Annotated in this window: 20 protein-coding genes and 1 tRNA gene; 7 read left to right on the forward strand and 14 right to left on the reverse strand. The window is 68.8% G+C overall.

Going from position 1 to position 18,989, the window contains the following annotated elements; translation table 11 throughout:
- Nucleotides 1-231 precede the first annotated feature (231 nt).
- Nucleotides 232-486 (forward strand): hypothetical protein, encoded by a 255-nt coding sequence (locus Q8O26_RS06115; RefSeq protein ID WP_305574510.1) that lies wholly within the window; start codon nt 232-234, stop codon nt 484-486.
- A gap of 445 nt (nt 487-931) precedes the next feature.
- Here Q8O26_RS06115 and Q8O26_RS06120 read toward each other — a convergent pair whose 3' ends face one another.
- Genes Q8O26_RS06120 through Q8O26_RS06150 form a run of 7 tightly spaced genes read right to left on the reverse strand, consistent with a single transcriptional unit; the run spans nt 932 to nt 6,991 of the window.
- On the reverse strand, nt 932-1,879 hold the full coding sequence (locus tag Q8O26_RS06120) for a dihydrodipicolinate synthase family protein (protein ID WP_305574512.1): 948 nt from the start codon (nt 1,877-1,879) through the stop codon (nt 932-934).
- Nucleotides 1,876-2,994, reverse strand: coding sequence for an FAD-binding oxidoreductase (locus Q8O26_RS06125; protein WP_305574513.1), 1,119 nt, complete (start codon nt 2,992-2,994; stop codon nt 1,876-1,878). Before Q8O26_RS06125 ends, Q8O26_RS06120 begins: the two co-directional genes overlap by 4 nt.
- Nucleotides 2,991-4,418: an NAD(P)/FAD-dependent oxidoreductase gene (locus Q8O26_RS06130; protein ID WP_305574515.1), complete on the reverse strand. Its 1,428-nt coding sequence runs from the start codon at nt 4,416-4,418 to the stop codon at nt 2,991-2,993. Before Q8O26_RS06130 ends, Q8O26_RS06125 begins: the two co-directional genes overlap by 4 nt.
- Entirely contained in the window at nt 4,415-4,705 is a 291-nt protein-coding gene (locus Q8O26_RS06135; RefSeq protein WP_305574517.1) for a 2Fe-2S iron-sulfur cluster-binding protein, read from the reverse strand. The genes Q8O26_RS06130 and Q8O26_RS06135 overlap by 4 nt, the downstream gene beginning before the upstream one ends.
- Nucleotides 4,702-5,421: an amino acid ABC transporter permease gene (locus tag Q8O26_RS06140; protein WP_305574519.1), complete on the reverse strand. Its 720-nt coding sequence runs from the start codon at nt 5,419-5,421 to the stop codon at nt 4,702-4,704. Before Q8O26_RS06140 ends, Q8O26_RS06135 begins: the two co-directional genes overlap by 4 nt.
- The gene (locus Q8O26_RS06145; protein ID WP_305574521.1) at nt 5,421-6,089 is read right to left on the reverse strand and encodes an amino acid ABC transporter permease; all 669 of its coding nucleotides are present in this window, start codon (nt 6,087-6,089) and stop codon (nt 5,421-5,423) included. Before Q8O26_RS06145 ends, Q8O26_RS06140 begins: the two co-directional genes overlap by 1 nt.
- Before the next feature lie 56 nt (nt 6,090-6,145).
- Nucleotides 6,146-6,991 carry a transporter substrate-binding domain-containing protein gene (locus Q8O26_RS06150; protein ID WP_305574523.1) on the reverse strand — a complete coding sequence of 282 codons (846 nt, stop codon included), beginning with the start codon at nt 6,989-6,991 and terminating at the stop codon, nt 6,146-6,148.
- Between the two features lie 147 nt (nt 6,992-7,138).
- On the opposite strand from Q8O26_RS06150, the gene Q8O26_RS06155 reads away from it, so the two are divergent.
- From Q8O26_RS06155 to Q8O26_RS06165, 3 genes are read left to right on the forward strand one after another with little or no spacing between them, the layout of a single operon-like run.
- Nucleotides 7,139-7,876: an amino acid ABC transporter ATP-binding protein gene (locus tag Q8O26_RS06155; protein ID WP_305574525.1), complete on the forward strand. Its 738-nt coding sequence runs from the start codon at nt 7,139-7,141 to the stop codon at nt 7,874-7,876.
- A gap of 1 nt (nt 7,877) precedes the next feature.
- Nucleotides 7,878-8,786 (forward strand): DUF6282 family protein, encoded by a 909-nt coding sequence (locus tag Q8O26_RS06160; RefSeq protein ID WP_305574527.1) that lies wholly within the window; start codon nt 7,878-7,880, stop codon nt 8,784-8,786.
- A complete protein-coding gene (locus Q8O26_RS06165) occupies nt 8,783-9,682 on the forward strand; it encodes a DMT family transporter (RefSeq protein WP_305574529.1) in 900 nt (299 codons plus the stop codon). The genes Q8O26_RS06160 and Q8O26_RS06165 overlap by 4 nt, the downstream gene beginning before the upstream one ends.
- 118 nt (nt 9,683-9,800) lie before the next feature.
- On the opposite strand, the gene Q8O26_RS06170 is transcribed toward Q8O26_RS06165, so the two are convergent.
- The gene (locus tag Q8O26_RS06170; RefSeq protein WP_305574632.1) at nt 9,801-10,430 is read right to left on the reverse strand and encodes an FAD-binding protein; all 630 of its coding nucleotides are present in this window, start codon (nt 10,428-10,430) and stop codon (nt 9,801-9,803) included.
- The gene (locus Q8O26_RS06175; protein ID WP_305574636.1) at nt 10,388-10,534 is read right to left on the reverse strand and encodes a hypothetical protein; all 147 of its coding nucleotides are present in this window, start codon (nt 10,532-10,534) and stop codon (nt 10,388-10,390) included. The genes Q8O26_RS06170 and Q8O26_RS06175 overlap by 43 nt, the downstream gene beginning before the upstream one ends.
- 18 nt (nt 10,535-10,552) lie before the next feature.
- Between Q8O26_RS06175 and Q8O26_RS06180 the strand changes: the two genes are divergently transcribed.
- Together Q8O26_RS06180 and Q8O26_RS06185 are read left to right on the forward strand one after the other, a co-directional pair.
- Complete coding sequence (locus Q8O26_RS06180; protein WP_305574638.1) at nt 10,553-10,681, forward strand: hypothetical protein; 129 nt, start codon at nt 10,553-10,555, stop codon at nt 10,679-10,681.
- A 521-nt stretch (nt 10,682-11,202) separates the two neighbouring features.
- The gene (locus tag Q8O26_RS06185; RefSeq protein ID WP_305574531.1) at nt 11,203-12,288 is read left to right on the forward strand and encodes a calcium/sodium antiporter; all 1,086 of its coding nucleotides are present in this window, start codon (nt 11,203-11,205) and stop codon (nt 12,286-12,288) included.
- 331 nt (nt 12,289-12,619) lie between these two features.
- Here the strand turns inward: Q8O26_RS06185 and Q8O26_RS06190 are convergent.
- The 5 genes from Q8O26_RS06190 to hemC all read right to left on the reverse strand — a co-directional run bounded on the left by Q8O26_RS06190 (nt 12,620) and on the right by hemC (nt 17,791).
- Nucleotides 12,620-12,696 (reverse strand) — tRNA-Arg (locus Q8O26_RS06190).
- Nucleotides 12,697-12,761: 65 nt separating this feature from the next.
- On the reverse strand, nt 12,762-14,444 hold the full coding sequence (locus Q8O26_RS06195) for a heme biosynthesis HemY N-terminal domain-containing protein (protein WP_305574533.1): 1,683 nt from the start codon (nt 14,442-14,444) through the stop codon (nt 12,762-12,764).
- A gap of 9 nt (nt 14,445-14,453) precedes the next feature.
- On the reverse strand, nt 14,454-16,094 hold the full coding sequence (locus tag Q8O26_RS06200; protein WP_305574535.1) for a COG4223 family protein: 1,641 nt from the start codon (nt 16,092-16,094) through the stop codon (nt 14,454-14,456).
- Nucleotides 16,095-16,163: 69 nt separating this feature from the next.
- Nucleotides 16,164-16,862: a uroporphyrinogen-III synthase gene (locus tag Q8O26_RS06205; protein ID WP_305574537.1), complete on the reverse strand. Its 699-nt coding sequence runs from the start codon at nt 16,860-16,862 to the stop codon at nt 16,164-16,166.
- Nucleotides 16,862-17,791: a hydroxymethylbilane synthase gene (gene hemC, locus Q8O26_RS06210; protein ID WP_305574539.1), complete on the reverse strand. Its 930-nt coding sequence runs from the start codon at nt 17,789-17,791 to the stop codon at nt 16,862-16,864. The genes Q8O26_RS06205 and hemC overlap by 1 nt, the downstream gene beginning before the upstream one ends.
- A gap of 93 nt (nt 17,792-17,884) precedes the next feature.
- Here hemC and tsaD point away from each other — a divergent pair, with 93 nt between their 5' ends.
- Nucleotides 17,885-18,967, forward strand: a complete 1,083-nt coding sequence (gene tsaD / locus Q8O26_RS06215; protein ID WP_305574541.1) for a tRNA (adenosine(37)-N6)-threonylcarbamoyltransferase complex transferase subunit TsaD — start codon at nt 17,885-17,887, stop codon at nt 18,965-18,967.
- Nucleotides 18,968-18,989: the final 22 nt, after the last annotated feature.

An 18,989-nucleotide genomic window follows, 5' to 3' on the forward strand; every position in this document is an offset into this window, starting at 1 on the left:
GCCGGCGATCGCGTCGGCGCAGACAGCCGCGTGATGTCGATATCCTCCGGCTGATCGGGTGGAGGTGCCGCTGGAGCCGCCTGCCGCCTGCCATACTGGCGCGCGGGTCCGGAGGCCTTTGACAGAAAATCGCGCCCCTGTTCCGGCGGGAACAGTCCGGGCGGTGGGGCGGGGTTAGGGTCTGGACATCGGGGCAGCAGACGCCCCTGCCAAACCTGAGGGACCACCGCCATGACCCGCTTCAAGACCTTCGCTCTCGCCGCCGTCGCCGCCGCCACCCTGTCGCTCGCCATGGCGCCGCCGGCCGAGGCCCGCTCGCGCAACGCCGCCCTTGGCATCGGCGCCCTGGCTTTCGGCCTCATCGTCGGCAGCGCCGTCGCCTCCAGCCGCGCCCGGGCCTATGAGGCCCGCGAGTGCTACACGATGCGCCGCTGGGTCGAGGGTCCCTACGGCATGGAGCGCCGCACCGTCCGCGTCTGCGAGTAAGCCGCCGCACCCAACCGCCGTGGGGCATTGTCAGGGCAACATCGGGGTTGCCCTGTGAAGGGCATGGCGGCATCGCTCGGAGCCATGTCCCTTGCTCGCCGTTTCTGCGACTTCAACACGTCGCCCGAGGTGATCCGCCTGGCGGTCATGATGAGCGCGCGATGCTGCGGTTTCGACGGATGCACAGCCTCGAGAAATTCGCCGCTTTGCGCGGCTCCGTTCACAACCACTTCAACCAGGACCGACACCTTTCATGCCGCGGGCACTTCAAGGCCCGACGTGCTGCCGCTCTCGCGCAGTGGCGTCGGCTCTGCGCGGCCTGACGACGCGCGCGGGCAGGGGACTCTGAGACCAGTTTGGTTTGTCTGACAGCAGACACGGCGGCAAAGCCGGTCATCTCGCGCAGAATCCACACGCCGGAGAGTCGATCGATGTCTGGCTTCGGTCAGACGGCGAGCGATCCGGCGACCCGTGCGGCCTGGATCGCCGCCAGGACGGCCTGATGCTCAAGCGGGCTCGGAGCAGGTTGCGGCGGCCTAACGACGGCCGTGGGAATCCGGCCGCCGTCAGCAAGCGCCAGCTTCAGGCGGGCGGTAGCCCGGCCACCTGGCGCATCGCGGTAGATGGCGACGGCGAGGGGATAGATGCTGTCGTGCAGCTTTCGCGCCGTCGTCCAGTCGCCGCTGGCGGTGGCCGCGAAGAAGGCGACCAGCAGGTCGGGCACAAGGGCTGCGAGCGACACCTGCGCGCCGGCAGAGCCGATGATCGCGCTGGTCAGGAGATGCTCGTCGCCCGAGCCCATGACGACGAAATCCGGCCGCAGGCCTTCCAGAAGCCGCTTGTTCGCCTCATAGGCGGCGACCTCCCAGCTCCCCTCCTTGACCGCGATGATCCGCTCGTCGGCGGCGAGTCTGGTGAGGGTTTCAGCCGAATAGGCCATCCGGCCGGCCCCGACCGGGGCGGCATAGAGCATCAGTGGCAGGCTGGAGGCCGCCGCGACATGGTCATGGTGGATGTCGACCACCCGCTCGTCATGGCCAAGCGCCCAGGAATTTGGCGGGAAGACCAGCAGGATGTCGGCGCCGGCCTGCTCGGCGTCGGCGGCATCCCGGGCCGCCTGCAGGCTCGATTCCGCATTGATGCCCGAGCAGATGACACAATCGGCGGGTGCCACCTGCCGCGCGATCGCGATCACGCGGCGCTTTTCGGCGGAATCGAGGACGAAGTTTTCGCCGGCATGGCCGTTGATCAGGAGGCCGCGAATGCCGGGGCGGTTGGCGACCGCCGCGATATGGGTGGCTAGCGCATCCTCGTCGACGGAGAAGTCGGCACGCATTGGCACGATGGTCGCGGCATGGATGCCGGTGAGGCGGGATGCGAGCGGGTGGGTCATGGCGGAGCGGCCTTCATCAGGCGGTCGATGGGAAAGAGCGGCAGGTCGGGCTCGCGGCCGAGGATGACATCGGCGAGCGAGCGGGCAATGGAGGGACCGCTGGTATAGCCCGAATGGATGGAGCCGCAGACATAGGCATCGGGAATGCCGGGAATGGGTCCGGCGGCGGGCAGGGCGTCGGCGGTCTCCGCCTCGAGGCCCGCCCAGGCGCGGGCTAGCCTTGCGCCGGCCAGTTCCGGGATGGCGTGGCAGGCGAGCCGGATATTGCCGACGAGCCGTTCGGGGACGAGTTCGACGCCACCGCGCTCGCGGTCGCCGATACCCTGCCAGCCCCCGCCGATGACGACCGTGCCATGGGGATATTGCTTCAGTGACAGGAGCCCCGACGCGATTCCGACCACGGTGCGCATGACCGGCCGGATGCGTTCCGTCACCGACAGCTGGTTGACCAGCACCTTGATCGGCAGGTGAACGCCGAGCCAGGCCATCATCGGCTCGATCCAGACTCCACCGGCGAGTACGACGCGGCGGAAGGAAACGGGGCCTTGCGCCGTCCGGGCGACGAAGCCGTTGTCCGTGCGGTCGAGTCCGCTGACCCCGCGGTTCTCCATCACCGCCACGCCGGCATCCACCAGCGCTGCCCGGAAGGCCTGACCGGTCAGATAGGCATTGGCATAGCCGTCGACCACGCAATGGCCGGCCATCAGGGTCCTGTCGGAGATACCGGGCTCGACCCGCAGCGCCTCGTCGCGGCTGATGATGGTGATCGGCGCGCCAGCGGCCCGGCGCTTCCCCGCCCGCTCCTCCAGAAGCGCCGCTTCGCGTTCGGTGAAGGCGAGCGACAGGCCGTCGCAGACCACAACGCCGACATCATGGCCAAGCCAGTCGCGGGCGGAGGCCCACATGGCATGGGCCCGCATCGCGTGGGGGATGAGCGCGACACGGGTCATCTGCAGGGTCAGCGTGCCCGCATTGACTCCGGAGGCCTCGCGGCAGAGCGGGCCGCGGTCGAGGAGCGCGGTAGACAGGCCGCCGCGCTGGGCCAGCAGCGCCAGCGTGGAACCGACCACGCCGCCGCCGATGACGCCGAGATCGTAGATGGGCGCTTGGCTCATAGCGGCGCCGGTGGCGGGATCGGGATGTCGGCATAGTCGAAACTGCCGATCATCGTGTCGAAGGGAACGGGTCTGAGCGGCACGCGCTGGGTCCAGTAGCCAACTGTCTCGCGCGTCACGCCGCGCCGCTGGGCGACAAGCTCGGCGGCGACATCGCCACACATCCGGCCCTGGCAGGGCCCCATGCCACAGCGGGTGAAATGCTTCATCTGGTTGATGTCGCCGGCGCCCGCATCGACGGCGGCATCGATCTCGGCGCGGCTGACGTCCTCGCAGCGGCAGACCACGGTGGCGGGGGTGATGGCGGCGACCTGCGCGGGTTTGAGTGCCATGGCGCCGGCGACGGTATCGGCGAAGGGGCGATAATCCGCCAAAGCCTGGAGCGTGGGTTCTGCGAGCGCGGTGAAGGCCGTCGCATCGAGCCGGCCGGCGTCATGGGCCGCGGCGAGACCAGCCAATCGGCCCGCGACCGCCGACGGACGCGCGCCGCGGATGCCGGTGCCGTCGCCGCAGGCATAGAGGTTCTCGATCGTGGTGCGGCCATAGGGGTCGAGTTCCGGAATGAAGCCGCCGCGCAATCTGTCATACAGATGGGCGGCACGCAGGATCTTCGGCACTTCACCGCCCGGAACGAGCCCGTGGCCGACGGCCAGCGCATCGCATGCGAACCGCCGCTCCGGCCCTGCGATCGGTGCGCCGTCGGCATCGACCGGCCCGACGATGACGGCTTCGACTTCGGACCGGCCTGCCGCGCAGCGCACGCCATGGCCGGCGAGAAAGGGCACGCGGGCGCCGAGGATCGACCAGGTCCAGCCCAGCCCCTCCTTCAGCAGATCCAAGCGGCGGGCGAGGCCGGGCAGCCGTCTCGCCCAGGCGAGCCGGCCGTCCATGTCGACGATGGCCGCGACCTCACCACCCTTGGCGATGATGCCGGCGGCGACCGCGAATAGCAGCGGCCCTGCGCCCGCAACCACCACCCTGCGGCCGGGCAGGACCGCCTGCGCCTTCAAAAGGACGGTGGCGCCGGCAAGACCGATGACCCCCGGCAGGGTCCAGCCGGGAAAGGGCACGACGCGCTCATGGGCCCCGGTGGCAGCGACCAGGCGCGGGGCCTCGTAGGCTTCCGCGCCGTCCGGGCCCACGGCGTCGAGCCGGAAGGCACCACCGACCGACCAGACCCGGCGACCAAGCCTGCGGTCGACGCCGGATGCGGCAAGCCTTGCCCTCAAGCCATCGCCCGCCTCGGCATCAGCGCCTTTTCGCGGCATGGTGAGGCCGGAAAGCGGCGCGCGCCAGCCCTGGCCGCCGGCATCGGCCTGTTCGTCGATCAGCACCACATCGAGGCCGGCCTCTGCTGCGGCCAGCGCCGCCTCGGTCCCGGCGGGGCCTGCTCCCAGCACCAGACAATCGGCGGGGCGGATCACCGGAGCGTGCCTCCGAGCCCGACCTGCATGCCGGCGCGGACGGGCGTCAGGCAGGCCTGGACGATGCGCCCGTCGACCGTGACGACGCATTCCTGGCAGAGTCCCATGTGACAGAAGGCGCCGCGCGGAGTTCCGCCGCGCGGACTGTCGCGCAAGCCGAGCAAGCCTGCGGCGGCGAGCGCGGTTGCTAGCGGTTCGCCGGCCGGCGCGCTGACTTCCATGCCATCCACCGCGAAGGTGGCCGCGGCCGGCCGCGTCACGCCGTTGGATACGCGCACCAGGCTCATGCCGGCAGCACGGGCGTGCGCACCGTCCGGGCCTGATCGACGAGCTTGCGCTCGGCATAGCGTCCGGCAGCCGAGAAGGCGTAGGAAATGACGAAATAGAGCACCAGCACCGTGCCGAAACAGATCAGGGCCGAGAATCCGCGCTGGTTCAGCATGCGGGCCGAAAAGGTGAGCTCCAGAAAGCCGATCTGCGAGACCAGCGACGTCTCCTTGATCATGCTGACCGTGTGGATGGTGGAGGGCGGCAGGATGACCCGCCAGGATTGCGGCAGCACGATGCGGAAGAGCGCCGTCAGCGGCGGGATGTTCATGGTCAGCGCCGCGTCCCACTGGCGCTCCTGGACAGCCTCGTAGCCGGCACGGACATTCTCGGCCGACAGTGCCGACATGCGCAGCGCGACCGACGTCACCGCGATCAGGAACAGGCTCGCCTGGACGCCGGAAAGCTGGAAGCCGAAGAACACGCACATCAGCAGGACAAGGAAGGGGATGCGCCGGATGGCCTCGACATAGAGGATCAATGCGCCGCGCACCGGCCCGACCGGGGTGATTTGCGGCAGGCGGAAGGTGGCGATGGTGAAGCCGAGCGCATAGCCGGCGAGGCAGCCGATCAGCGAGACCAGCAGCGTGTTGAGCGCCGCATTGGCCAGGAACAGCATGTTCCAATAAGTGAAGAAACGCGGCGCCTCTTCCATCAGTCCGGCGATGATGCCCATCAGAAGGCCCTCGCCTTGACGCGGAACAGCACCCGCCCGAGCGCATAGAGCATGGCGGAAGCGATGATGGTCAGCCCGATATAGATGAGCGCGGTCATCGAGAAGATCTCGATCGAGCGGAAGGTGACCGCATTGGCGTTGAGGGCGCGGGCGGTGAGTTCCTCGACCCCGAAGATCGCCGCCATCGAGGTGCCCAGCATCATGATGATGTACTGGTTGGAAAGGCCCGGATAGAGCGTGCGGATGATGTGTGGTGCCACCACGTAGCGGACCAGTTGGAACCTCGAAAAGCCCAGCGTCTCCGCCGCATCGATTTCGGCGCGCTGGATCGACTGGAATCCGGCGCGCTGGATCTCGGTGAGATAGGCGCCGGCATTCAGTGTCATGCCGATCAGCACGGCGGCATAGGGCGACAGGATGATGCCCATGTCAGGCAGGGCGAAGAACAGGAAGAAGATCTGCACCAGCTGCGGTGTGTTGGTGCAGAAGCTGACATAGGCGCGGATCGGCGCCCGGGCGAGCGTGCCGCCGTAGGTCAGCACGGCTGCGCCGAAAAGCCCGATCAGCAGACCCATGGCGAAGGCGAGCGAGGCGATCTGCAGCGAGAGCCAGGCGCCGGCCAGGAAGTCCGGCAGATAGGAGATCACCTGGCCGTATTGGAGGCTCATCGTTGCATGCCTTGGCGGGGAGAAGGCGGCCGGGGAATGTCCCCGGCCGATGGGCGTCAGAACATCGGGTTGAGCGGAACCGGCGTCTTCATCGGCACACCGAACCACTTTTCCCATGTCTTGCCGACGAAGCCGGAGCGATGCATCTCGAACAGGGTGACGTTCAGCACGTCGCGCAGCGTCGCATTGCCCTTCTGCACGCCGATGCCGACCCAGGTCGATCCCAGCACCTCGTCGAGGACCTTCCACTTCACGTTCTGGACGTTGCGCATCGGGATGACGATCGATTCGAGCACGTCGACCATGGCGTCGGCGCGGCCCTGCTGGAGCGCGCGGAACGTGTCCGGATAGTTGTCGAGCAGGGTAACCTGCGCCTGTGGCGCATTGGCCTGGATCCACGGAATGCCGACCGTGCCGCGCACCTGGACGAGCTTGACCTGCGGATTGTTGAGGTCGGCGGGCTTGGCGATCGGCACCGTCGTGCCACCGTCCTTGGTCAGCACCACGACGCTCTGGGTGTGCAGCGGCACGGTGTAGTCGATGACCAGCGCGCGCTCGACCGTGCGCGTCATGGCGCCGAGCACGATGTCGATGCGGTCGGCCTGCAGGAACGGAATCCGGTCTGGCGAACCGACCTGGACGATTTCCAGTTCCACCCTCATCTGGCGCGCAAGTTCGCGCGCGATGTCGGCGTCGAAGCCGTCGATCTGATTCTGTGCGTTGAACACCCCGAACGGCGGCAGGGTCGGATTGATGCCGGCACGCAGCTTCTTGGCGGCGAGCACCTTGTCGAGCGGCAGCGCGCTGGTGCCGTCCGTTCCGATGGCAGCGAGCGTTGCGGCGCCTGCGGCGAGGCTCAACGCCGCGCGGCGGGAGATCGGACGCTTCGGCAGATCAGTCATGTCGTCGTTCCCTTCAATCCGAGGTGGGCCTTGCCTTGCCGGGCCCTTGACCTTCGGGCAGGCTAGCGTGCTGCTCGAAACAGGAGCAAGCCTGTTAAGGAGGCACGCCTATGCGGAATCCGGACCGGGCTTGCAGGAGACATTGGCTTGACTTTCTTGACGGTTCAGCGGCTCGCCGCCCGCTACGGTGCCATCGACGTGCTGTCCGGCATCGACCTCTCCATCGGCCGCGGTGAGATCCTCGCCCTGATCGGCCCTTCGGGCTCGGGCAAATCGACCCTTTTGCGCACACTCGTCGGGCTGATCCGGCCGCATGCCGGCCATGTCGTGCTGGACGAGGAGCGGATCGACTATGGGTCGAAGGCCTCGCTGAAGCGCGCGCGTGACCGGTTCGCCATCGTGTTCCAGCAGTACAATCTGTTCCAGAACATGACGGCCCTGCGCAACGTCACGATCGCACCGACCATCGTGAAGGGCAGGGCGCGCCGCGATGTCGAGGCCGAGGCGCGCGAACTCCTCGCCAAGGTCGGGCTGTCCGCCAAGGTGGGGGCCTATCCCGACGAACTGTCCGGGGGGCAGCAGCAGCGTGTGGCGATCGCCCGGGCGCTCGCGCTGAAGCCCGATGTGCTGCTGCTTGACGAGGTGACCTCCGCGCTCGACCCCGAACTGGTCACGGAGGTGCTTGACACGATCCGTGCGCTCGGACGCGAGGGCATGACGATGATCATCGTCAGTCACGAGATGGGCTTCGTCCGGGAGGTGGCGAGCCGCGTCGCCTTCATGGACCAGGGCAGGATCGTCGAAATCGGCACTCCCGCACGTGTCTTCGACGCGCCTGAAACCGACCGTCTCAAGGATTTCACCGCCAAGATCCTGAGACATTGAGGTGGTTGCCGCGAGCGACGACGGCCTGATCGCCGGCGCCGTCGACTGCCATGTCCACGCCTGCCCCCACATCAATGCCCGCTCGCTCGACGTGGTCGAAGCTGCGCGCGAAGCGCTGGCCGCCGGCATGGCCGGCCTTGGCCTGATGGACAATTTCGCCAATTCCGCCGGCTACGCCGCGCTGGCCCGGCGGGTGCTGGGTTCCGTCGACCTCGAGATCTGGGGCGGGTTGATCATGGAGCCGCCGGCGGGCGGTGTTTCGGCCGAGGCGGTCGCGATCGCCCTCGCCTATGGCTACGGGCCGGGTACCGGCGCGCGTTTTATCTCTCTGCCGACACACCACACCCGCCATGTGGCGCGCGGGGAGGGCCGCTCACCGCTCTATGTGGAGGCCTGTTTCGAGGTGCCGGAGACGGGACCGCTGCCCGACCCGCTCCCGGCAATCCTCGATCGCATCGCCGCTGCGGATGTCGTTTTCAATACCGGCCATGTCGCGGCCCATGAGGCGGTGCGGCTGGTCGAGTGCGCCCGTGCCCGCGGCGTTGGTCGCATCCTCGTGCCCGCCTCGCATTACGACGACGCGGCGATCACGGCGGTGATCGGCGGCGGGGCCGTTGCCGAACTCTCCTATTTCTTCGCGTCGCCGGCCGCCGATGTCCCGCTCACCCATGTCGATGCCGAGGCCCATGTCATCGCCGGCGTCAGCATAGCGCGCATGGCCGCGATCATCCGGCAGCACGGTGCCGGCCACATCATTGTCTCGAGCGATTGCGGTGTCGGCATCCTGCCCCGGCCGGTCGAGGGATTGCGCCTGTTCCTGCGCCTGCTGGGCGCGGCTGGCGTCGCACGGGACGAGCTCGCGCGGATGGTTCGCGACAATCCTGCCCGCCTGTTCAGGGTCGGCGCGTGACAACTGTCCGCTCCGAACGCAGGACCGTCGTCCTCGCGGCGCTGGCCATGACCAGCGCGGTGTTCCTGTTCGTCGTGATGGATTCGCTGATGCGAGTGGTGGCGCGTGAGGCCTCGGTGGCGGTCGTCGTATTCCTGCGCAATGCGGTGCAACTCGCGGCGCTGGGCGTCTGGGCGCTGGCGACCGACTGGACACGCTTCGTCGTCACCCGCCATCCGCTGCTGCAGATCGTCCGCGGCCTCTGCCTCGCCGGCACGACGCTCTTCGTGGTGCTGTCGCTGACGCATCTCACGCTGTCGCAGACCTATGCCATCGCGCTCTCCGCGCCGCTGCTCGCCACCGCCCTGGCCGGACCGGCGCTCGGCGAGCCGACGCGACCTTTGCAATGGCTGCTCATCGCGATGGGCTTTGCCGGCGTGCTGATCGCGCTCGATCCCGGCGCGCCCTTTCTCTCGCTGGCGCTGCTGTTTCCCCTGGCGCTCGCCGGTCTCAATGCCGTCTATCAGGTGCTGACGCGCCATACCGGACGGACCGATCCGATGACGGCGCTGCTCTTCCATGCGAGTTTCTGGGCGCTTGTCGTGTCGGGTATCGGCGCGCTGGTCTTTCCCGGAATGCCCGACCTCGAAGGCGTGGGCCTGCTGGTCATTTCGGGGCTCTGCGGCGTCGTCTCCCATATCCTGCTGGTCTGGGCCTTTACCAACGCTCCGGCGGCCGTGGTCTCGCCGATGACCTACAGCCAGATCATCTGGGCTTCAGGCATCGGGCTCATCGTGTTCGGGGAAGTGCCGACGCCGACGACGCTTGTCGGCGGCGCCATCGTCGCGGTTTCCGGTGTCCTGCTGATCGTCTTCTCCGCACGAGGGGTCAAGAAGGGCGTCGACGCGTCGACTTAGATCGCCACCGCGTTTGCCGGCGGGGTCCCGCGCACTGTCAGCGGAACATCGGGGTTGCCCTGTGAAGGGCATGGCGGCTAGCGCGGAGCCACGTCCCATGCTCGCCTGTTTCGCTACGTCAAGACGTCGCCCGAGGTGATCCGCCTGGCGGTGACGATGTATGTTCGCTACCCGTTGTCGTTGAGGAACGTCGAGGACTGATCTGATCTGATCGGTTCCCAAGAAACTCCACCTTCCGGCGTTCCAAAGGATGGGACCGGATCACGTCGATCATGCGCCCGATGCGGTAGCCGAAGGTCAATGCCGGTCCCAGGGTGATGCCTGCGCCAGGGTAGTGGCCGCCCATGATCGAGGCCATGTCGCTTCCGCAACAGTACAGTCCGGCGATGGGCTCACCATTGCCGTCGAGGACGCGGCCGTCAGGGTCGGTCAGCAGCCCCGACGCCGTGCCGATATCGCCGGGATAGACGCGGACGGCATAGAACGGCTGTTCGGCAATCGCGCCGAGGCATGGATTTCCCGCGATGGCGGGGTCGCCATAGTAGCGGTTGTATTCCGACGAGCCCTTGCCGAAACCGGCATCGATCCCGTCCGCCGCCGCTTGGTTCATCTCCGCGATGGAGGCACCGAGCGCGTCTGCTGGGACATCGAGCTTTCTCGCCAGTTCGGCGATCGACGCAGCCTCAATCAGATAGCCGTCGCGGATCAGGTGAGTGCGGGGGCGTCCGCCGGGAAGGGCGAGCCCCAGGCCCCAGCGGTCGACGAACGGGCGGTCGGCGAGACGAAATAGGAACAGGCCTCGGCGACATCCTCGGTGGTCCCGATTCTGCCGAGCGGAATGCTCGACGACATCTCGGCGTCGCGGCCGGCGTGTCGCTCGGCTATCTCGACTTCCGCTTCCCCGACATCGGCTGGCGCAACGGCCATGCGCGGCTCGCCGCCTGGTATGCCGGCTTCGCCGAGCGGCCTTCCATGAAGGCGACGGCGCCGTTGGGATAGGCCTATTGGCTTGGTCGGTTCGGCGAATGTGGCGGCCGCTCGGCGCGAGATTTCGTGTACCGTGGATTTTGGCGGCCGCCATCCAGGCCTATCCTCGCCGAATGGGCGGGATGATTTTCGAGGGCATCCGACCCCCTCAGTTTGAAGCGATGACGACGGGCGGCGGGCAGATGTCCGTCAAGCGTCAAATGACCCGAGCTTACGTCGGCGCGTCCGAGCCCGGAACGTCGGCCCGAGAAGGGACCGATCGCGCAGGTTCTGCTCTGCGCCTCAATAGCAGACTTTGGCTCTGTGGTCTGAAGCCGACCTTGGACTGCGGATCCGCCGATGCCTGGTCAAACCCGGCTTTGGCCGTTGCTCGACGCTACCGCACGTGGCGAGCCTCTGTTGGAACAATGGTCGCGCCCGCCACGGGTTGCGGCGCATACGTCGCAGGGACCGGCATTGCAGCTGGAGGCGGAATGGCCTATGGGGCGATTTCAACGCGCTCGTTGGACAATTCCAGTCTCTTGTGAGCGACCATGAACATGCTCATGTTTCTCGGCGGCCTGGTCCTGCTGGTCGTCGGCGCGAATGTGCTGGTGCGAGGCGCATCGAAACTCGCGCTATCGTTCGGCATCAGCCCGCTCGTTGTCGGCCTGACGATTGTTGCCTTCGGGACCAGTGCGCCCGAAGTCGCCGTAAGCGTCGGAGCGGTGCTCGATGGCAAGACCGACATTGCCATTGGCAACGTCGTGGGCAGCAACATCTTCAACGTGCTGTTCATCCTGGGCGTCAGTGCGCTGATCACGCCGCTTGTGGTCAACATTCAGCTGATCCGGCAGGAGGTGCCCATCATGCTGGGCGCCAGCCTGTTGCTGCTGGCATTCACCTTCGATGGCAAGCTTTCCTTCCTGGAGGGCGGCGCGCTGTTTGCCCTGCTCGCAGCCTACACCATCTTCCTGATCGTGCAGTCGCGCCACGAAACCCAAGCGGCCCAGGACGAGTTTGCCGAAGCGGTTCAACCCGCCGAGGCTGGCGGCTGGGACAGTCACTGGGTCGCACAGGTGGGCCTGATCGCCGCGGGTCTCGTGGCCCTCGTTTTCGGATCTGACTTTTTGGTCAAGGCCTCGGTCAGTTTTGCGAAGGCGATTGGCGTGAGCGACCTCGTCATAGGACTGACCATTGTGGCGGCGGGCACGAGCATGCCAGAGGTTGCAACGAGCATCGCGGCGGCGTTGAAAGGCGAACGTGACATTGCGGTCGGCAACGTCGTCGGCAGCAACACCTTCAACATCTTGGGTTGCCTTGGCGTATCGGGGCTTGTCTCGGGCGATGTGGGGCTGGTCATGGCACCGTCACTGCTGGCCTTCGACATCTGGGTGATGCTGGCTGTAGCGCTGGCATGCTTGCCTGTTTTCATGACCGGAGGAGAGATCGCCCGTTGGGAGGGCGGCGTTTTCCTCGGTTACTACGCCGCCTATGTGTCCTATCTGATCCTTGCCGCCCAACAGCACGATGCTTTGCAAGCCTTCTCGGGATTGATGTTGAGTTTCGTGGTCCCTCTGACCGTTTTGACGCTGGTGGTGATGATGATCCGCCGTCCATCCGCGTCGGGCAAATCTTGAATCCATTTTTTCGCCACTGAAGAATTCCAGGGAGAAGTGCTCCCGGGAGTTCCGGGGTGAAATGAGCCGGGTTGAAGATGTTTCCCGCGGGGTGAACCACCCCGGGTCTGCCGGAGGCCGGTGGTCTTGATTTCTGACGAGGCCGCCTGAGCCTAGAGCGGACTTACATGGCTTGGTCTTTTACGCGAGGGCCCGCTGAGGCAGCTCCTCCAACGCAGCCTGTTCGACTTTGGCGGTGGCGAGCCTGAGCCCATGCCGAAACGCCACTAGGGCGTTAGCGTTGAGGTGAGTTGCGATACAGGCGATTTTTCCCAGCAAAATCGATGTGCATTGGCGGTCCCGAAGGGATTCGAACCCCTGACCTTCGGTTTAGGAAACCGCTGCTCTATCCTGCTGAGCTACGGGACCGGTGCGCCCTCTATCTCACGCCGGCCGCCCGGGCGGCAAGACGGGAAAGCAGCCGAAACCGCCGATCACGTACCGAAGAAGGAACTCCGCTTCGCCGCGGCGGGCGCCGGCTGCTCGGGGCCCGGATCGTCCGGCGGGCGGGCCATCGGGAAGACGGTTTCGGTCGGTACGATCTTCGGACGGTTCGGGGCCGCAGGTGAAGGGTCGTTGGCAGGCTCGGCCGCGGGCTGGGCCACCGCCTCGACGATCTTCGGGGCGGGCGCGGCCGGCATCTCCTCTGCAACCACAACCGGCTCCAGCTGGGCTGCGGCCGGTGCCGGCTGCATCTCGGGCGGGGAGGCCACCGGCGGCTCGACCGCCGCAGGGACCAGTTCGATGATAGGGGCCGGGGCTGGCGGCGCCGGCTGTTCCGCCTCGTGATGATCGGCGAGGACATCGTCAACCTGCAATACCGGACCGCCGATCTCGGCGACGGGCACTTTCCACTCGAAGGCGTCGAGGCGGCCGGTCACCAGCGATGCCGGCAGCCAGACATCGCTCGCCTGGCCGTCGGCGGTCCAGACCGGATCGCGGGCGGCGCGCAGGGCGCGGGCCATCCATTCGCGTGCGCGGCCGTGATCACCATGTTCCTTGGCGCTGATCTCGGCCTGCAGCAGGCAGGCCCGCTGGGTCGGTGTCGCCGTGGCGGCGATGTCGTCGAGGGCGCGCCGGGCGACGGCGAATTCGCCGGCATCGATGGCAGACCGCGCGATGGCCATCAGGCCCTCGGGATGCGAGGGGACGAGGCGGGCGAGATATTCGACGCGCTTGAGTTCGTCGAGGCGCGAATCGCCCCGGCGGGCATGGGAATAGACCTCTGCGAGATCCGGGTGGGGCGTCGCTTTCCAGGCGGCCTCGATCACCCGCGAGGCCTTGCGGGCATCGCCATCGGTGGTGAGAAGACGGCCAGCGATCACGGCTGCCGGGACCAGGGTCGGGGCGAGCCCGTGCGCCTCGATCGCCAGCGCCTTGGCGGCGACGGGATCGCGATCCTCGAGGGCGATGGCCTTGGCGGTGAGCAGCACGGCGCGGCGGCGCCTGGCCTGGTCCTTGTCGATGATGCGTGCGGCATACTGCTTCTCGATGCTGGTCAGCGCATCGTCCCACTCGCCGCTCAGTGTCTGGCTCTCCAGAACGGCCTGGGCGGCCCATCCGGCCGAGGCCGATTCCTTGATAGCCTCGTCGGCGATGGCGCGGGCGACGACCGTGTCGGAACGGCGCTGCGCCTCCACATAGAGCCCGCGCAGGCCGAGGAGCTTGGTTTCCGGCGACCCCAGCATGGCGCGGAAGGCCTGTTCGGCGCCACCGCGATCGCCGGCGAGCTGCGCCGTCTGCGCCTTGAGCAGCAGGGTCAGCGGCTGGTCGGCTGCATATTTCGCGGCATCGGAGGCATGGCGTTCGGCGCTGCGCCGATCTCCCGCGCCGATGGCGATAATGCCCCGGCTGATGGCCTCGGTGCCCTTGCGGCGACGCCTGCGGCGCAGGGCGCGGGCAGCGAGCGCCGGGCTGGCGATGAGCCAGCGGGCGAGGCCGATCACCACCATCACCAGTGCGGCACCGACAACCAGGGCGATGAGGCCGGTGACGACCTCGAATTCGATCTGGCGGCCGAGCCAGACGATCGAGACGGTGCCGGGCTGGTCGGCCATCCAGGCGGCGCCGAAGGCGAGGGCGGCGAGAAGGACGAGGAAGAGGACAACGCGGATCATGATCTCTCCTCAACCTCCGCTCAGGGCGCTGGCGGCATCGGTCGACAGGCGGCGCAGGGCGGATTCGGCTGCGGCGCGGGCACGCGCCTCGGCGGCCCAGTCGGCTCCCAGCGCCCGGACGGGCTCCGGCAGCCGGTCGAAGTCGGCGAGCGCTCCGGCCAGGTCGGCGCGGCGCAGCTTGGCCTCGATGCGGGCAATCGCGGTCGGCACGTCGTCACCGGCCGCCTCGCCCACCGGGCGGATACGGACGAGGTTCTGCGCGCTCGCCGTCAGACGTTCGAGCATCGTGCCGTCGGCCGCAGGGCCGGGTGCGGCGCGCAGGAGCGCCGGGGCCAGGGCTGCGAAGCGTTGGGCGAGGGCACCCGTCGCGGGCAGGCCGCGTTCGGCGTGGGACTGGAGTGCACTCGCCGCCTCGGCGGGCAGGCCGAGGGCGCTCGCCATCCGCAGCTCTTCGGCAAACGGCTGTCCGCGGTCGACGGCGGCACGCAGCGCGCCGAGCCCGATGACGAGGGCGGCGCGCCGGCTGGAATCGCCGGCCTGCGCCCTGGCCGCTTCGAGCGCCGTGACCTTTTCCGTGAGGGTGGCGCCGGTGGCCGCCGTCGCCTTCATCTCCGCCTCGAGCAGCTGAAGCGTGCTGCCGATCTCGGCGATGCGACCGGACTGTGGCGCCGTGAGCGCCGCCACCCGCGCCTCGACGCTCGCCATGTCGATGGAAGGGGCGGGCGGGGCCGGCGGCGGCGCGGGGGGCGTGGCGCGCTGGGCCGTGGCGACAGCCTCGACGGCGGTCTTCAGGGCGTCGATCTCGGTCCTGAGCGGCGCCAGATCGACGGCGGGCACCGGAGTGGCGGCTGCGGCCGAACCGCCGGCCGCGGGGGCCGGCCGCTGTTCGAGGGCGGCGAGACGGGTCTCCAGGCCGGAGCGGGCCGCGTCCAGCGCCTCGATGCGCCGGGTGACGGGCGCCAGATCGACCGCCGGTGCACCCGTCGCAGCCGGACGGCTGGCCATCTGGCGAACCTGGCTGTCGAGGGCGGCGAGGCGCTGTTCCAGCGCGCCGTTGTCCTGAAGGGCGGCGGTCGGCCAGTACCCGGCCATCTGTGCGCCCGCGGCGAGACCCCCGGTGAGCAGGGCTCCGACGAGACCGGCCGCAACGAGACGGCCGAAGCCCGTTCCAGACGGTGTGGCGGCCTCGGAGGTCGCAGGCGGCGGCGGAACATCCCGGGACGGTGTCGGAGGGGGCGTGTCAGGGGGCGTCTCTCGTGCTGCGCTGGTCACGGGGTCCTGGTCCGAACCTTCTCCGACCCTGGAACCGGGGGCCTCGACGGGCACGGCGTCCGGCGTGGGCGCATCGGCCTTCATGGAACTGGTCGCCGGCGCGGCCGCCGCATCTATGGCCGACGGCGCGTCGGAGGAGTGCCGATCGCCCAAACCGATGCCGACATCGGGTGATCCATCGGTCGCGGCCGCCACGGTTTCCGTCGCAGGCTCCGGCGCAGGCGCGCTCTCGGGACCCCCATTTGCGGCGATCCCGGCGGTATCGGACGCGGCGGTATCAGCGGCCGGCACCACTTCCTGCGCCTCGAGAGTGATCGTCGGGGCCTTGCCGCGACGCTTGAGCTTCGGATCGTCGCTCGGGCGGTCGTTACTGGCCATCAGCTGTCTCCCGCTTGCCCCTCGGCATGATCTAGCGCGCTGGTGGACCCCGCCGCAACCCGAGTCAGGTCAAAGGGCGGCGAGGAGGGCGGCCTCGTCGGGGCGCTGAGCGGTAATGACGCATGAGGGCCCGAGAGGTTCCAGCATCGCTGCCACCGCCGGCGACAGGCAGACATGCCGGAGGCGGCGGGCCACGGCCGCCCCTCCCAGGGTCAGGCACAAATGGCAGAAGACCTCCGCGGCACGCGGAGAATAGTGCAGGACGGCGCCGAGGGTTCCATCGGCCAGGGTCCTCGCAGCAGCTTCCGGCCACTCGGTCACCGGCGCCATCCGATAGACGACGGCGGAGACGACAGCGAGCCCGGACGGGGCGAGGGCCTCGGCGAGGTCGCCGGCCCGGTCCTCGCCGCCGGGATGGAGAATACGGGCGCCGCGGGGAAGCCCGGCAGCCGCGATCAGCGCCGAAAGGGCGCGCAGGTTGCCCGCCGCGGAGCGGATGTCGGTGAAGCCGGCGTCGGCGAGCGCCCCGGCCGTGCGGTCACCGACGGCAAAGGCAGGGAGCGCGACAAGCGCGGCAAGCCGGCCTGCGGGCATCATGGCGATCGTGCGGGGACTGGTTACGGCCAGAGCGGCAAACGGGCCGCCGATCTCCGCCGCGACCGGCACGGCGGCGAAGAGCGGTGCCACCACCGCCTCGTGGCCGCGCGCCGCGAGAGCCTCCGCCGTGCGGGAGGCCTCCGGCTCGGGCCGCGTCACGAGGACGCGCATCAGGACGGTCCGAAGAAACCGGCTCCGGCACGGCCCTTGAGTTCGGCCCCGGCGTCCCGGCCGAGGGCAACCGCCTCGGCGGACCTGCCGCTGCGCGCCGCCACATGGCTCTCACTGCCATCGGGTCGCAGGATCTCTCCGGTAAAGGACAGGGTGTCGCCGACGAGGGTGGCGAGGCCGGCGATGGGCGTGCGGCAGGACCCGTCGAGCACGGCGAGGAAGGCTCGCTCGGCGGCGAGCGCCAGTGCGGTCGGCGGATGGTCGAGGGGAACGAGGAGGTCACGGGTGCGGATGTCGTCGAGCCGGGTCTCGATGCCGATGGCGCCCTGGCCGACGGCGGGCAGGAACCGGTCCGCCGCGACGATCTCGGTGACCTCGTGGGCGATCCCGAGGCGGTTCAGCCCGGCCATGGCGAGCATGGTGCCCGCGACCTCGCCGGCATTGAGCTTGGCCATGCGTGTCTGGACGTTGCCGCGGAAGGTGACGACGTCGAGGTCCGGCCGCTCCCGCCGGATCTGCGCCTGGCGGCGCAGCGAGGAGGAGCCGACCACGGCGCCCTGCGGCAGGCCGGCGAGGGTGGTCGCGGCGCGACCGATGAAGCCGTCGCGCACGTCCTCGCGCGCGAGGAAGCAGACGAGACCGAGCCCCTCGGGCAGGGCGGTCGGCATGTCCTTGGAGGAATGGACGGCGAGATCGATGCGGCCGTCGAGAAGCTGCTCCTCGATCTCCTTGGTGAAGAGCCCCTTGCCGCCGGCTTCCGACAGCGGCCGGTCGAGGATCGCGTCACCGGTGGTCTTGATGATCTTGACCGCGATGTCGTCTTCCGGGACGCCATGGGCTTGAGACAGAAGGCGTCGCACCAGATGGGCCTGGGCGAGCGCCAGGGCCGAGCCACGGGTGCCGATGCGGAGGAAGGGCGATTGCGCCATGGGAAGGTCCGGTGATACGCGGGGCTCAGATCATAGCGAGGGATCGGCGGACAGGAAGGCCCGTCGAACTGCCTGTGGCGAGGGATGAGGCCGATGCTGGTTCTCGGGATCGAGACCACCTGCGACGAGACGGCGGCGGCGGTCGTGCGCATGGGCGCCGACGGGCGCGGCACGATCCTGTCCAACATCGTGCGGACCCAGATCGAGGAGCACGCGCCCTATGGCGGGGTGGTGCCGGAGATCGCCGCCCGCGCCCATGTCGAGATCGCCGACCGGGTGACGGCCGAGGCGCTGCGGGCGGCGGGGGTGAGCGCCGGTGACCTCGACGCCGTGGCGGCGGCCGGGGGGCCCGGCCTCGTCGGCGGCGTCCTCGTCGGGCTCACCACCGCCAAGGCGATGGCCCTGGTGCTTGGCAAGCCGCTGGTGGCGGTCAACCACCTCGAGGCCCATGCCCTGACGGCGCGTCTCACCGACGACGTCGCCTTCCCCTTCCTGCTGCTGCTCGTCTCCGGCGGCCATACCCAGCTTCTCGCGGTCAAGGGCGTCGGCGACTATGCCAAGCTCGGCACCACGATCGACGACGCCATCGGCGAGGCCTTCGACAAGGTCGCCAAGCTCCTCGGCCTTCCCTATCCGGGGGGGCCGGAGGTGGAGCGTCGGGCTATGACCGGCAATCCCCGCCGCTTCGCCTTCCCGCGACCGCTCCAGGGCCGCCCCGAACCGGATTTTTCGCTGTCCGGGCTGAAGACCGCCGTCCGGCTGGCAGCGGAGGATCTCCGTGCGGCATCGGGGACGCTCTCCTTGCAGGATGTCGCCGACCTCTGCGCCTCCTTCCAGGCGGCTGTGGCCGACATGGTGGCCGACCGCTGCAAGCAAGCGATCCGGATTTTCCGGGCGCGCTACGGTGAACCCGCGGCGCTGGTCGTCGCCGGCGGCGTCGGCGCCAATCAGACCCTCAAGGCCGTCCTGCAGAAGACGGCCGATGCGGCCCGCTTGCAGCTGGTGGTCCCGCCGCCGAAACTGTGCACGGACAATGGCGCGATGATCGCCTGGGCCGGCGCCGAAAGGCTGAGGCTCGGCCTCAGCGATCCGCTCGACGTGGCGCCGCGGGCGCGCTGGCCGCTCGATGCCGGCGCGGCCACCATCGGTTCGGGCCGGCTGGGAGCGAAAGCATGAGCGTTGGAACGGGGGCGTTGAG

This window comes from Phreatobacter sp. (assembly GCF_030691135.1).
Lineage (GTDB): Bacteria > Pseudomonadota > Alphaproteobacteria > Rhizobiales > Phreatobacteraceae > Phreatobacter.

Excerpts from the sequence above, each read along its gene's own strand:
- Q8O26_RS06200 (WP_305574535.1), bottom strand. The coding sequence starts at position 16,094 with ATGGCCAGTAACGACCGCCCGAGCGACGATCCGAAGCTCAAGCGTCGC.
- Q8O26_RS06125 (WP_305574513.1), bottom strand. The coding sequence starts at position 2,994 with ATGAGCCAAGCGCCCATCTACGATCTCGGCGTCATCGGCGGCGGCGTG.
- Q8O26_RS06115 (WP_305574510.1), top strand. The coding sequence starts at position 232 with ATGACCCGCTTCAAGACCTTCGCTCTCGCCGCCGTCGCCGCCGCCACC.
- Q8O26_RS06140 (WP_305574519.1), bottom strand. The coding sequence starts at position 5,421 with ATGGGCATCATCGCCGGACTGATGGAAGAGGCGCCGCGTTTCTTCACT.
- Q8O26_RS06175 (WP_305574636.1), bottom strand. The coding sequence starts at position 10,534 with ATGTCGTCGAGCATTCCGCTCGGCAGAATCGGGACCACCGAGGATGTC.
- Q8O26_RS06205 (WP_305574537.1), bottom strand. The coding sequence starts at position 16,862 with ATGCGCGTCCTCGTGACGCGGCCCGAGCCGGAGGCCTCCCGCACGGCG.
- Q8O26_RS06120 (WP_305574512.1), bottom strand. The coding sequence starts at position 1,879 with ATGACCCACCCGCTCGCATCCCGCCTCACCGGCATCCATGCCGCGACC.
- Q8O26_RS06185 (WP_305574531.1), top strand. The coding sequence starts at position 11,203 with ATGAACATGCTCATGTTTCTCGGCGGCCTGGTCCTGCTGGTCGTCGGC.
- Q8O26_RS06195 (WP_305574533.1), bottom strand. The coding sequence starts at position 14,444 with ATGATCCGCGTTGTCCTCTTCCTCGTCCTTCTCGCCGCCCTCGCCTTC.
- Q8O26_RS06150 (WP_305574523.1), bottom strand. The coding sequence starts at position 6,991 with ATGACTGATCTGCCGAAGCGTCCGATCTCCCGCCGCGCGGCGTTGAGC.
- Q8O26_RS06145 (WP_305574521.1), bottom strand. The coding sequence starts at position 6,089 with ATGAGCCTCCAATACGGCCAGGTGATCTCCTATCTGCCGGACTTCCTG.
- hemC (WP_305574539.1), bottom strand. The coding sequence starts at position 17,791 with ATGGCGCAATCGCCCTTCCTCCGCATCGGCACCCGTGGCTCGGCCCTG.
- Q8O26_RS06135 (WP_305574517.1), bottom strand. The coding sequence starts at position 4,705 with ATGAGCCTGGTGCGCGTATCCAACGGCGTGACGCGGCCGGCCGCGGCC.
- tsaD (WP_305574541.1), top strand. The coding sequence starts at position 17,885 with ATGCTGGTTCTCGGGATCGAGACCACCTGCGACGAGACGGCGGCGGCG.